The following is a 13,160-nucleotide window of genomic DNA, read 5'->3' as shown; positions in this document are numbered from 1 at the left end:
CCGAGAGGATCCCCTGTGACCGTATCCGAAACGGGCTCGAGCCGCGTGAAGCGCGGCCTCGCCGAGATGCTGAAGGGCGGCGTCATCATGGACGTCGTCACCCCCGAGCAGGCGCGCATCGCCGAGGATGCCGGCGCGGTCGCCGTCATGGCCCTCGAGCGCGTGCCCGCCGACATCCGCTCGCAGGGCGGCGTCGCCCGCATGAGCGACCCCGACCTCATCGACGCGATCATCGCCGAGGTGTCGATCCCCGTCATGGCGAAGGCCCGCATCGGCCACTTCGTCGAGGCGCAGGTGCTGCAGGCCCTCGACGTCGACTACATCGACGAGTCCGAGGTGCTCTCGCCCGCCGACTACGTGAACCACATCGACAAGTGGGCGTTCAACACGCCGTTCGTCTGCGGTGCCACGAACCTCGGTGAGGCGCTCCGCCGCATCAACGAGGGTGCGGCGATGATCCGCTCGAAGGGCGAGGCCGGCACCGGCGACGTCTCGGAGGCGACGAAGCACATCCGCAAGATATCCTCCGAGATCAACGTGCTCCGCTCGATGACGAAGGACGAGCTCTACGTCGCGGCGAAGGAGCTGCAGGCTCCCTACGAGCTCGTGCTCGAGGTCGCCGAGACCGGCAAGCTCCCGGTCGTGCTCTTCGTCGCCGGCGGCGTCGCCACCCCGGCGGATGCCGCGATGATGATGCAGCTCGGCGCCGACGGCGTGTTCGTGGGCTCGGGCATCTTCAAGTCGGGCAACCCCGAGGCGCGCGCAGCGGCAGTCGTCAAGGCGACCACGTTCTACGACGACCCCTCGGTCGTCGCGCAGGTCTCGCGCGGTCTCGGCGAGGCCATGGTCGGCATCAACGTCGCCGACCTCGCCGCGCCGCACCGCCTCGCCGAGCGCGGCTGGTGACCTCGACCCTCAGGCGCGAGTCGCTCGACGCGGGGCGACCGGCTTCGGCCGGCCCCCGCGTCGGGGTGCTCGCACTCCAGGGGGACTTCCGCGAGCACGCGCACGTGCTCGCGACGCTCGGCGCCGAGGTCTCGCTCGTCCGTCGCCCCGAGGAGCTCGAGGCGATCGACGGTCTCGTGATCCCCGGCGGCGAGTCGAGCGTCATGGACAAGCTCGCGCGCATGTTCGGGCTGCAGGCGCCACTGAAGGCCGCGATCGCCGGCGGCATGCCCGTCTACGGCACCTGCGCCGGGCTCATCATGCTCGCCGACACCGTGCTGGACGCCATCGCGGGCCAGGAGTCGCTCGGCGGCCTCGACGTCGTGGTGCGGCGCAACGCCTTCGGCTCGCAGAACCAGTCGTTCGAGACCGACCTCGACATCCCCGCCCTCGGCGAAGTGCCGGTGCACGCGGTGTTCATCCGCGGGCCGGTCGTCGAGTCGGTCGGGCCGGATGCCACGGTGCTGGCCTCGCTCGCCGACGGTCGGGTCGTGGCCGTGGAGCAGGGGAACCTGCTCGGCACGAGCTTCCACCCCGAGATCACGGGGGAGCACCGCTTCCACGAGTACTTCCTCGCGAAGGTGCGCGCCCGGGCGTAGGCGCGTGTCCGGGAAGGACGCGCTGCAGGCAGTGCGCTCGATCGGTGGCGCTCGCTAGGGTCGCAGCATGGCCGACTTCATCGCACTGCTCCGCGGCGTCAACGTCGGGGGCATCACCGTGAGATCCGCAGAGCTGCGCGAACTGTTCGAGGGTCTCGGCTTCACGGGAGTGCGCACCGTGCTCGCGAGCGGCAACGTCGTGTTCGAGAGCTCCGCGAAGGAGTCGCGTGCTGCGCTCAAGGCCCGCATCGAGCAGGCGCTCCGCGACCGGTTCGACTACGACGCGTGGATCGTGCTCGTCACGCGCGCCGAGCTGCGGCGCGCGATCGACGGCTTTCCCTTCGATGCCGACGACGCGCATCGCCAGCCCTGGGTGATCTTCGCGTCGAACGCAGACGTCCTCGACGAGCTTGCCGCGTTCGCAGGCGACACCGACGCCGAGGTCGATCCGATCGCGCGCGGCGAGGGCGTCGTCTACTGGAACCCTGTCAAGGGCACGACGGTCGACACTCCGTTCGCGAAGCTCCTCGCGAAGACCAGGTTCAAGCCGACGACGACGAACCGCAACCTCCGAACCCTTCGCAAGATGCTCGGCTGAGTCCGTGCCTGATCGCAGCTGAGGTCCTTCGGCGGCTGCTTACCCTGCTTCTGGCCGACGCTGAGGCCGCGCATCTGTTCTCTTCTCGAAGAACGACGCCCCTCATTCCCGAAAACATGCGGAGCAGTCCCGGAAGATCCGTCGGCTGGCCGGCCTCGCTGATTAGGGGGCCTCATCGCATTGCGTTCCGTCGGATAGGCACGGACGCTCACGAGCTCGAATTGCGGGCAGCTGCGGACGTGCTTAGGGCACACCCCGACCGTTCATACGAAAGGTGACGATCTGCCACCGACTCGTTGTTCGTCGAGCTCGCTCATGGGGGCGATCAACGCGCTAGAGTCCTCCCAACCGCTTTATTTAGGTGGTCAACAAACTTCTCGCAACGGAGATGAAGATGAGCAATGACGCCCACCTCAGAGACCGCCACCGGCGCCCGCCCGAGCTTCGTCGTGGCATCGCCGTGCTGATCGCTTTGGCTGCAATCTTGAGCGGGCTGACATTCACCGCTGGTCCTGCTTCTGCAGTGGAAAGTCGGGATGTCGCTCGCGAGGGCACGGCGGCGGCCCGTTCGACGTATGCCTTGAGCGGCGACTTCGAGCCTGCACGCATGAATGACGGCGACTCGACGACGCGCTGGGGTTCGCGTTACACCCGGACTAGCCCCAACGACACCTATGACGTGACGGGGGAGTGGGCTCAGATCCAGCTCGCTGAGCCGACCTACATTTTGAAGGTCGTCCTCGATTGGGAATCTGCATATTCGACCGACTACGACATTCAGGTCTCCAACGACGGTGAGACATGGACGAGTCTCCGCCGGGTGACCACTCCGACCGGACAGGCAGTCGGCGGCCGCCTCGTGCAGGAGGAGGTTGTCGATACCTCGGACGCATGGTCGTTCGTACGCCTCGTATCCCAGTCTGCGGCGACGAGGTACGGTCTCTCGCTGTACTCGTTCCAGGTCTGGAACCAGCCTTCGGACACGCCACCGGGGGAGGCGCGCGACTTGGCGCGCGACGGCACTGCGACGGCGAAGTCGTTCTACGACGAACGCTTCGTCGCCGCGAACGCGATCGATGGCGACCCGGCCACTCGTTGGGGATCGAATTACACGCGCACGGCGCCGATCTATCCCAATAAGGCCGACTGGATCCAAGTAGAACTCGCGGAGGCGTCACGCATCCACACGGTGGTTCTCAACTGGGAGGCCGCCTATGGCAAGGAGTATCTTCTGCAGGTTTCGAACGACGGCGCCTCGTGGACCACGGTGCACGCTGGCGCAACATCAGCGGCGGGCGTGCAGAGCATCATCGTCGACACCTCAGAGGAGTGGAGGTTCGTGCGTATGCAGGGAGTCGAAACGGCGGGCATCTACGGCTACTCGTTGTTTGACTTCGAGGTGTGGGGAGCCGAGAAGCCAGCCCCGGAGCTGCCACCCACCGGTGACATCACCCCGCAGCCCGTGTCAAGAGCAGACGCCGATGGCGTGCCGTACGAGATCACCGAGGGCAGCCGGATCGTGAGCCCGGCCGCCTTCGCTGAGGCGGCGGGGCTCCTCGCCGACACGCTGCGGGCGAGCACCGGCTTCGAGTTGCCGATCGTGGAGGTGGGCGCCGTGGACGGCGATATCGTGCTGATCCAGGGCGACCCCGCGTCCGGCGCGGAGCAGGACTTTCAGAAGGCCGAGGCGTACCGTCTCCTGTCGGCGCCGACGGGCGTGCAGATCACCGCGAGCGAGCTGCGCGGGGCGTGGAACGGAACCCGCACACTGCTGCAACTGCTGCCGGTCTGGGCGCTCGGCGACGACAGTGAAATCGTTCAGTCGTGGAGCGTCCCCGCCACTGAGATCGTGGACTATCCCCGGTTCTCTCAGCGTGGCCTGATGATCGATCCGGCCCGCAATTTCCTCACCGTCGACGCGGTGAAAGCCGTGGTCGACCAGATGTCGCTGGTGAAGATGAACCGCCTGCACATCCATCTGACCGACGACCAGGGCTGGCGCATCCAGATCGACTCCTGGCCGAACCTCACCGAGCACGGCGCGTCGTCATCGATGGCGGGCGGCCAGTCCGGGTTCTATACGAAGGAAGATTTCCGGGACATCGTTGCGTACGCGTCCGCTCGTCAGATTGACATCGTTCCCGAGATTGACGTACCCGGCCACTCCGATGCCGCACTTTCGTCGTATCCCGTGCTCGACTGCCAGGAGCGAATCATCCCGATCCGCACGACCGGCGGCATCTCGACCAACTCGCTCTGCATCGGCAAGCCCGAGGTGACTCAGTTCATCTCCGACGTCATCCGTGAGGTCGCCGAGCTCACGCCCGGTGAGTACATTCACATCGGCGCCGACGAAGTCGAGGGGATCACGACGACTCAGTACGGCGAATTCATCAGAATGGTGGAGCAGCTCGCTGCTGGCCACGGCAAGAAGATCATCGGCTGGACGCCGATGCCCCAGGCCGGTACGTCGAAGGACGCCGTGCATCAGTACTGGGCGGACCGCAAGAACCATCTCGTAGAGGGCTGGTTCGAGGGGCGTCCGGTCGTCCTCTCTCCTGTCAACCACGCGTACATGGACTACAAGTTCCCCGGCGCGCCGCTCGGGTTCCGTGAACCGATCTACTCGACCAAATACCAGTACGCGTGGGACCCGACGGCCGTGATCGATGCAACTACGCGTAAGAACCTGAACACCTCGTTCGGGCTGACCGAGGTCGACGTGCAGGGTGTGGAGGCTGCCGCATGGGGCGAGACGTTCCGTCGAGGCGGTGAGGATCTCGAGTACATGGTGTGGCCCCGCACGCTGGGTGTCGCCGACAAGGGGTGGGCGACACAGTTCGACAGTTCCTCGTTCGAAACGTTCGCGCAGCGGGCCAGTTCGCATGGCGCTCGGCTGCAGTTGCTTGGGGGCAACTTCTGGGCTGATCCCGAGATCCCATGGACGACTGCGGTCGTCGGGCGCGAGGTCCGGCAGGGAGAGAGCGGCGAGGTCGCTGGTGTGGTCGCGCGGATCGCGAGCCCGAGAGTTCCGCTGGCGCAGCTCCACGCGGCGATCACATGGCCCGACGGTGCTGTCACCGACGGTGTGATCAGCGGGGACGATGCGGCAGGCGCAGACGCGGCGACGGTCTTCGACGTGACCGGCACGCACGATCTCAGTGCTGATACGGGTGCCTCGGCAACCGTGACCGTATCCGGTCCCACCGGGTACTCGCGGACTGTGCCGTTCCGCGTCGACGTCTACGAGCCCTCCGTCAGGTTCGAGGTGACCGCAGAGAGCCGCTGCATCGGGTCGAAAGCGTACGTGGCCGTGCGTGCGACCAACGGCGAAGCGGCTCCGATCGCGCTGACGATGCAGTCAGCCTTCGGCGAGAAGTCGTTCTCGGCCGTTGCGGCAGGCAAGAACGCCACGCACTCGTTCGCGGTGCGCTCGGCGAGGGTGCCCGCCGGTGACGTCATCGTCACGGCGACACGCATGGTCGACGGCGCAGCGGTGTCGGCGAGAAAGACGGTCGGGTACGACGCGCGCAACTGCGACTAGACGGTATGCAGTGACCCCTGATGGAGAGGGTTTCGGGCCGGGGCCTCGCTCACGAGTCTTCGTGGGTTGCTGGGTAGGGGTGGATGACGCCGGGCATCCACTCCTCACCGGTTCGAGCGGGCTGTACCTCCTGCCGTAACCCCATCTCGGGCGCCCGCGCCTCGCCGGTGCAGGCCGCGCACGTACGGCAGCGAGCCCGAACCCTGGCCGTCGCCGGCCACGGAGTTCAGGGGAGGCACCGAGCCGAGAGGCGGGTCGGCACCGGGGCGGGACGCCGAGGCATCCGCTTCGCTGTCTTCCCATGACCACTCGACTTCCCAGTTCCGGCGCGTCCGCCATGAGCGGCGCGCCTGCGACCACCTGCCGCAGCGACGAGATCGTGCTGATCCACCGCATGTTCCGCCGCCTCTTCGGCGAGGCGCCCGCACTCGTGCGGGAAGTCGTGCCCGGCGATGCACAGCGGGCCGCCTTCCTCTCGAAGCACCTGCACGGCCTCACGAAGCTCCTCCACGTGCACCACCACGCCGAAGACGACTTCTTCTGGGACCGGATGACCGAGCGCGCGCCGGCGTGCGGACTCCACGTCGCCCTCATGCGGAAGCAGCACGAATCCGTCTCCGAGCAACTCGACGAGATCGACACCCGGATCGACGAATGGACGGCGAGCGGTGCGGATGCAGCGACTGCCGAACACCTCGCGACGGCGCTCGACGAGGTCGACAGCAGCCTCGCCGAGCACCTGGCCGATGAGGAGCGCGAGGCGTTCCCCGTGCTCGACGCAGTGCTCTCCGAGGTCGAATGGGACGAGATCGCCGCGCACGCGCAGCGCGAGAAGCCGCCACTGCCCCTGTTCCTCCTCCTCGGACTCATGATGGAAGCCGTGCCCGAGGCCGAGCGTGACGCGTGGATGGACCGCGAACTGCCCGCGCCGATGCGGCTCGCCTACCGCCTGTTCGGCCGCCGCAGCTACGAGCGCGCCCTGCGCCGGCTGCGTCCCATGCCGGGCAAGAGCGCGGCGGGCGGGCGCCGCTGACCTAGAATGGTGGCGCGCGAGCCGCGACCCGGCCGCGCGAGGATTCGATTCAGGAGACGCATGTCCGGGCATTCCAAGTGGGCGACGACCAAGCACAAGAAGGCGATCATCGATTCGCGCCGTGCGAAGTCGTTCGCCAAGCTCATCAAGAACATCGAGGTCGCCGCGAAGATGGGCGGCGCCGACCTCTCCGGCAACCCGACCCTGGTCGACGCCGTGCAGAAGGCGAAGAAAACCTCCGTCCCGAACGACAACATCGATCGCGCGATCAAGCGCGGCGCCGGCCTGACCGGTGAGTCGATCGAGTACACGACGATCATGTACGAGGGCTACGGCCCCAACGGCGTCGCGCTGCTCATCGAGTGCCTCACCGACAACAAGAACCGCGCGGCCGCAGAGGTGCGCACGCTCATGAGCCGCAACGGCGGCACCATGGCCGACCCGGGCTCGGTCGCCTACAACTTCGCGCGCAAGGGCGTCATCGTGGTCGCCAAGACCGACGGTCTCAGCGAAGACGACGTGCTCGGCGCGGTGCTCGACGCCGGCGCCGAAGAGGTCACCGACGAGGGTGAGACCTTCGAGGTCATCACCGAGGCGTCCGACATGGTCGCCGCGCGCACCGCGCTGCAGGAGGCCGGCATCGACTACGACTCGGCGGATGCCGCGTTCGTTCCGTCGCTCAAGATCGAGATCGATGCCGACACCGCCCGCAAGGTGTTCCGGCTCATCGATGCGCTCGAAGACAGCGACGACGTGCAGAACATCTACAGCAACTTCGACCTCACCCCCGAGGTGCAGGCCGAGCTCGAAGCGGACTAGCAGATCGCCGTGCGAGTGCTCGGCATCGACCCCGGCCTCACGCGATGCGGCGTGGGCGTCGTCGATGTCGAGCCGAACCGCACGGCACGACTCGTCGACGTCGTCGTGCTGCGGTCGCCCGCCGAGCTCGACACGCCGCGCCGACTCGTGCGCATCGCCGAGGGCCTCGAGGCGATCATCGAGGAGCACCGGCCCCAGGCCGTCGCCCTCGAACGCGTGTTCGCGCGCAGCGACGTGTCGACGATCATGGGCACCGCCCAGATCTCGGGCGTCGCCATGCTGATCGCCGCCCGCCGCGCGCTGCCCGTCGCCTTGCACACGCCGAGCGAGGTCAAGGCCGCGATCACCGGGTACGGCCGCGCCGACAAGAAGCAGGTCGGCGCGATGGTGGCCCGCATCCTCGGCCTCGACGACGTGCCGAAGCCGGCGGATGCCGCCGACGCACTCGCCCTCGCGATCTGCCATGCCTGGCGTACCGGGGGAGTCGCCGGCGCCGCCATGCGCGACGGCGACGGCTCGGCCGAGGACTCGGCGCTCACCCCGGCGCAGCGGGCGTGGCTCGCCGCGGAGCGCTCCGCCTCGGTGTCGGGGGCGGCCCGTAGGCTGAAGCGGTGATCTCCTCTCTTCGTGGCCGTGTGCTCGCAGCAGCCGGTGGCTCGGTCGTGATCGAGGTCGGCGGGGTGGGGTTCCACGTCAATACGACGCCGGCGTTCGCCCTCTCGACGCGCGAGGGGCATGAGGCATCCGTGCACACGACGCTCGTCGTGCGCGAAGACTCCCTGACGCTCTTCGGCTTCGCCACGCGTGACGAACTCGACGTGTTCGACCTGCTCATCGGCGTCACCGGCGTGGGGCCGAAATCGGCGCTCGGCGTGCTCTCGGTACTCTCACCCGGCCAGATCGCCGACGCCGTGCAGCGCGACGACGATGCGGTCTTCCGCAAGGTGAGCGGCATCGGCCCGAAGACCGCCAAGCTCATCACGGTCTCGCTCGCCGGCAAGCTCGTCGCACCCCCGACGTCGGCGCCGCAGGCTCCGGTCGTCACGGGCGGTGCTGCCGACAGCGTGCTCGCCGCGCTCACGGGCCTCGGCTGGTCGGAGCGGGTCGCGGCAGAGGCCGTCGACGAGACGATCGCCGCGGCATCCGACATCGAGGCGGCCTCGGTGCCGACGCTGCTGCGCCTCACGCTCGCCAGGCTCGGGCCGGCGCAGCAGACCGGGCGGGCGCGATGAGCGACGACCTCGACCTGACCGATCCCGTGCTGGCCTCAGAGGCCGAGCTCGCGTTCGAGGGCGCCCTGCGGCCGAAGAGCCTCGGCGAGTTCGTCGGCCAGACCCGCGTGAGGGGGCAGCTGCAACTGCTGCTCACCGCCGCCACGCTGCAGCAGCGCACCCCCGACCACATCCTGCTCGCAGGCCCGCCCGGTCTCGGCAAGACGACCCTCGCGATGATCGTCGCCCACGAGGGCGGGCGCCCGCTCCGCATGTCGAGCGGGCCGGCCATCCAGCACGCCGGCGACCTCGCGGCCATCCTGAGCTCGCTCGTGCCCGGTGAGGTGCTCTTCATCGACGAGATTCACCGCATGGCGCGCTCGGCCGAAGAGATGCTCTACCTCGCCATGGAGGACTTCCGCATCGACATCATGGTCGGCAAGGGAGCGGGGGCCACCTCGGTGCCGCTCGACCTGTCGCCGTTCACCCTCGTCGGTGCCACCACGCGCGCCGGGCTCCTGCCGAACCCTCTGCGCGACCGGTTCGGCTTCACCGCGCACCTCGAGTTCTACGATGAGGCCGAGCTCGAGCAGGTGCTCAAGCGAGCCGCCACGATGCTCGGTCTCGATGCCGACAAGGAGGCGCTCGCCGAGATCGCCGGGCGCTGCCGCGGCACCCCGCGCATCGCGAACCGGTTGCTCCGTCGAGTGCGCGACTACGCGCTCGTCCACGGCGAACGCGCCGACCTCGCGGCGGTGCGCGCCGCGCTCGAGCTCTACGACGTCGACCCGCTCGGACTCGACCGGCTCGACCGCGCGGTCATGGAGATGATCCTCACCCGCTTCGGCGGCGGGCCAGTGGGACTGAACACCCTCGCCGTCTCGGTCGGCGAAGAGGCCGAGACCATCGAGGCCGTCGTCGAGCCGTTCCTCGTGCGCATCGGGCTCATCACCCGCACGCCGAGGGGCCGCGTTGCGACTCCAGCGGCCTGGCGTCACTTCGGTCTCGCGGCACATGCACCCGATGCGGCAGCGGCGCTTCCGATCGATGACCTATAATCCTTGAAGCTGACCCCTCAGCACCGACGACTTCGTGCGCGCGTCGCACTCCGGAAGGTACTTCTCCTCTCATGACGTTCGATCCGTTCACCATCATCATGCTCGCCGTCCTGGCGGTGCTCATCTTCTTCATGTTCCGCAACTCGCGCAAGCGTCAGGCCGACGCCCGCGAACTGCAGTCGAAGGTGGCGCCGGGTGCGAAGGTGATGACCAACTTCGGCGTCTTCGGCACCATCCTCTCGATCGACGAAGACGAGAACCAGGTGCTGCTCGAGACCTCGCCCGGCACCATCCTCACCGTGCACCGCCAGACGGTCGCGCGCGTCGTCGAGCCCAAGGCCGAGGTCGTCGAAGAGACCGCGGCCGTCGACGGCGAGCCCGAGTTCGGCGAGCGCCTCGACGCCGAGGCCGACGTGACGCCGACCGACGCGACCGACGAGAAGCCCGACACCAAGAAGTCGGACGACTAAGACTCAATCCCAGGCTGGGCCCGCGCGCTGACGCGCGGGCTCTCTGCAGAGAAAGCGGAACACGTGGCTGCACCAACCAAGCGGTCATCCCGGCCGACCCCCGTGCGCAAGGCATGGAGATCACTCACCTGGCTGGGTGTCATCATCGCGCTGCTGTTCGGCATCAATGCCGCCGGCGTCATCTGGGGCGACGGGTCGTGGACCCCGAAGCTCGCGCTCGACCTCGAGGGCGGCACGCAGATCATCCTCGAGCCGAAGGTCGAGACCGGCGCGAGCGTCTCGCAGGAGCAGCTCGACCAGGCCGTCTCGATCATCCGCCAGCGCGTCGACGCCTCGGGTGTCTCCGAGGCCGAGATCAACACCGAGGGCCAGAACGTCGTCGTCCGCATCCCGGGTGAGCTCGACGACCAGACGCGTGCGCGCATCCAGCAGTCGGCGAAGCTCGAACTCCGCGCCGTGCTGCTCGCCGATGCTGCGACCAACACGGCGATCGATCCGAGTGCGAGCCCCGAGCCGACCGAGGCGCCCGCCGAAGAGCTCGAGTCGACGCCGACCGCCGAGCCGACCGACGGCAGCGACCCGGCCTGGGTCACGCCCGCCCTGCAGAAGGAGTTCGACGACTTCGACTGCTCGACGATCGACGAGAACGCGGCGAACGTCGCACCGGCCGACGAGCCCCTCGTCACCTGCGACGTGACGCGCACCGCGAAGTACCTCCTCGGCCCGGTCGAGGCGAGCGGCGAGAACATCGTCGACGCCACCAACGGCATGGTGCAGACCCAGACCGGTGCCTCGACGGGCCAGTGGGCCGTCAACATCGTCTTCGACGCCGAGGGCACCGAAGACTTCGCCGAGGTCAGCACGCGGCTGTTCGGCCTGCAGGGCCAGACGCCGCGCGACCAGTTCGCGTTCGTGCTCGACGGCCAGGTGCTCACCGCCCCGTCGATGAACGGCGCGATCACCGACGGCAAGCCGCAGATCACCGGCAGCTTCGACCAGGCCTCGTCGAAGGCGCTCGCCGACCAGCTGAAGTTCGGCGCACTGCCGATCAGCTTCACGGTGCAGTCCTCCGACACGATCTCGCCGACGCTCGGCACCTCGCAGCTCCAGTCGGGCCTCATCGCCGGCCTCATCGGCCTGATCCTCGTCGTGATCTACACGATCTTCCAGTACCGAGCGCTCGCGTCGGTCACGATCGCCTCGCTCGTGATCGTGGGCATCATCACCTACCTGATGATCACGATCCTGTCGTGGCGCGAGGGCTACCGACTGTCGCTCGCCGGCATCGCGGGCCTCATCGTCTCGATCGGCTTCACCGCCGACTCGTTCATCATCTACTTCGAACGTGTTCGAGACGAGCTCCGAGACGGCAGGGCGCTCGTCGGCGCCGTCGAAGCCGGATGGAAGCGCGCCTTCCGCACGGTGCTGGCGTCGAAGGCCACGAACCTGCTCGCCGCAATCGTGCTCTTCGTGCTCGCCGTCGGCAGCGTCAAGGGCTTCGCGTACACGCTCGGACTCACGACCATCATCGACGTCCTCGTGGTCATCCTGTTCACGCACCCGATGCTGCAACTGCTCGCGCAGACCCGCTTCTTCTCCAGCGGCAACCCGTGGTCGGGCCTCGACCCCAACGCTCTCGGCGCCGTGTACCGCGGCCGTGCCGAGTTCCGGAAGCCCGTCGGTCAGCCGACGAAGAAGACCGCGGCAAGCGCGAAGGAAGCGCAGCGCCGCCAGACGATCGCCGAACGGAAGGCCGCTGCAGCAGTGGGCGCCTCCGATTCGTCCGACGAAGGGAAGGAGTCCTGATGGCGAACCGTCTCACGACCTTCGGTAACGACCTCTACACCGGCAAGCGCTCCTTCAACTTCGTCGGGGGCCGCAAGAAGTGGTACACAATCGCCGGGATCCTGATCCTGCTGTCGATCGTCGTGCCGCTCCTGACCGGCGTCAACTTCAGCATCGAGTTCCGCGGCGGATCCCAGTTCCAGATCGCCGAGGTCGAGGACGCGACACCCGAACCCGCGATCGAGGCGGTGCACTCCGTCGTTCCCGACGCCGAGGTGCGCGTCGCGATCGTCGGCGGTACCGGCGTGCGCGTGCAGACCGACCAGCTCGAGCAGGCGGACTCCGAAGACGTGACCGGCGCCCTCGCAGAGGCGTACGACGTTCCCGAGTCCGAGGTCACGTCCTCGTTCATCGGCCCGAGCTGGGGTGCCGACGTCACTCGGCAGGCCCTCGTCGGCCTCGTCGCGTTCCTCCTGCTCGCGGGCATCATCATGGCGCTGTACTTCCGCACCTGGAAGATGTCGCTCGCGGCGATCCTCGCGCTCATCGGAGACCTCGTCGTGACCGTGGGCATCTACGCCGCGGTCGGCTTCGAGATCAGCCCGGCGGCGACCATCGGTATCCTCACGATTCTCAGCTACTCGCTGTACGACACCGTCGTGGTGTTCGACAAGATCCGTGAGAACACCGCCGAAGACGGTCAGGAGTCGCGGCGCACCTTCGCCGAATCCGTGAACCTGGCGGTGAACCAGACCCTCGTGCGCTCGATCAACACGAGCGTGGTGGCCGCGCTGCCCGTCGCGGCGATCCTCTTCATCGGCGCCGGCGTGCTCGGAGCCGACACGCTCCGCGACATCTCGCTCGCCCTCCTGATCGGCATCCTCGTCGGCACGTGGTCGACGGTGTTCGTCGCGGCTCCGCTGTACTCGCAGCTGCGCGAGGGGGAGCCGACGATCCACCGCCACGACCAGAAGGTGTTGAAGGAGCGTGAGCGCGCGGCATCCGTTTCGGCGGGAGCCGAGGCGCTGCCCACCGCATGATGTTCGCGGCCGGCATGTGCCGTGTGGCACGTCGGAGCCTCCGGAGCGGCGATAATTG

Annotated in this window: 12 protein-coding genes; all 12 read left to right on the top strand. The window is 68.0% G+C overall.

Translation table 11 applies throughout. The features are described 5' to 3' along the window. Positions 1–15 precede the first annotated feature (15 nt). The gene (gene pdxS, locus VPH61_RS09210) at positions 16–906 is read left to right on the top strand and encodes a pyridoxal 5'-phosphate synthase lyase subunit PdxS (RefSeq protein WP_332063205.1); all 891 of its coding nucleotides are present in this window, start codon (positions 16–18) and stop codon (positions 904–906) included. Further along, on the top strand, positions 903–1,544 hold the full coding sequence (gene pdxT, locus VPH61_RS09205) for a pyridoxal 5'-phosphate synthase glutaminase subunit PdxT (RefSeq protein ID WP_332063204.1): 642 nt from the start codon (positions 903–905) through the stop codon (positions 1,542–1,544). The genes pdxS and pdxT overlap by 4 nt, the downstream gene beginning before the upstream one ends. 67 nt (positions 1,545–1,611) lie before the next feature. Next, complete coding sequence (locus tag VPH61_RS09200; protein ID WP_332063203.1) at positions 1,612–2,142, top strand: DUF1697 domain-containing protein; 531 nt, start codon at positions 1,612–1,614, stop codon at positions 2,140–2,142. A 394-nt stretch (positions 2,143–2,536) separates the two neighbouring features. Continuing rightward, entirely contained in the window at positions 2,537–5,686 is a 3,150-nt protein-coding gene (locus tag VPH61_RS09195; RefSeq protein WP_332063202.1) for a family 20 glycosylhydrolase, read from the top strand. Positions 5,687–6,023: 337 nt separating this feature from the next. After that, entirely contained in the window at positions 6,024–6,719 is a 696-nt protein-coding gene (locus VPH61_RS09190) for a hemerythrin domain-containing protein (RefSeq protein ID WP_332063201.1), read from the top strand. Positions 6,720–6,779: 60 nt separating this feature from the next. After that, complete coding sequence (locus VPH61_RS09185) at positions 6,780–7,538, top strand: YebC/PmpR family DNA-binding transcriptional regulator (RefSeq protein ID WP_332063200.1); 759 nt, start codon at positions 6,780–6,782, stop codon at positions 7,536–7,538. 9 nt (positions 7,539–7,547) lie between these two features. Beyond that, the gene (gene ruvC, locus VPH61_RS09180; RefSeq protein WP_332063199.1) at positions 7,548–8,153 is read left to right on the top strand and encodes a crossover junction endodeoxyribonuclease RuvC; all 606 of its coding nucleotides are present in this window, start codon (positions 7,548–7,550) and stop codon (positions 8,151–8,153) included. Next, the gene (ruvA, locus tag VPH61_RS09175; RefSeq protein ID WP_332063198.1) at positions 8,150–8,770 is read left to right on the top strand and encodes a Holliday junction branch migration protein RuvA; all 621 of its coding nucleotides are present in this window, start codon (positions 8,150–8,152) and stop codon (positions 8,768–8,770) included. The genes ruvC and ruvA overlap by 4 nt, the downstream gene beginning before the upstream one ends. Further along, the gene (gene ruvB / locus VPH61_RS09170) at positions 8,767–9,807 is read left to right on the top strand and encodes a Holliday junction branch migration DNA helicase RuvB (RefSeq protein ID WP_332063197.1); all 1,041 of its coding nucleotides are present in this window, start codon (positions 8,767–8,769) and stop codon (positions 9,805–9,807) included. The genes ruvA and ruvB overlap by 4 nt, the downstream gene beginning before the upstream one ends. Positions 9,808–9,878: 71 nt before the next feature. Continuing rightward, positions 9,879–10,277 (top strand): preprotein translocase subunit YajC, encoded by a 399-nt coding sequence (gene yajC / locus VPH61_RS09165; RefSeq protein ID WP_332063196.1) that lies wholly within the window; start codon positions 9,879–9,881, stop codon positions 10,275–10,277. Between the two features lie 63 nt (positions 10,278–10,340). Further along, the gene (gene secD, locus VPH61_RS09160) at positions 10,341–12,083 is read left to right on the top strand and encodes a protein translocase subunit SecD (protein WP_332063195.1); all 1,743 of its coding nucleotides are present in this window, start codon (positions 10,341–10,343) and stop codon (positions 12,081–12,083) included. Continuing rightward, on the top strand, positions 12,083–13,102 hold the full coding sequence (gene secF / locus VPH61_RS09155; RefSeq protein WP_332063194.1) for a protein translocase subunit SecF: 1,020 nt from the start codon (positions 12,083–12,085) through the stop codon (positions 13,100–13,102). Before secD ends, secF begins: the two co-directional genes overlap by 1 nt. Positions 13,103–13,160: the final 58 nt, after the last annotated feature.

Source organism: Agromyces sp. CCNWLW203 (genome assembly GCF_036576125.1).
Classification (GTDB): Bacteria; Actinomycetota; Actinomycetes; order Actinomycetales; family Microbacteriaceae; genus Agromyces.
The sequence above is the reverse complement of the archived record's forward strand: the minus strand, read 5'-3'. Positions and strand labels throughout refer to the sequence as shown.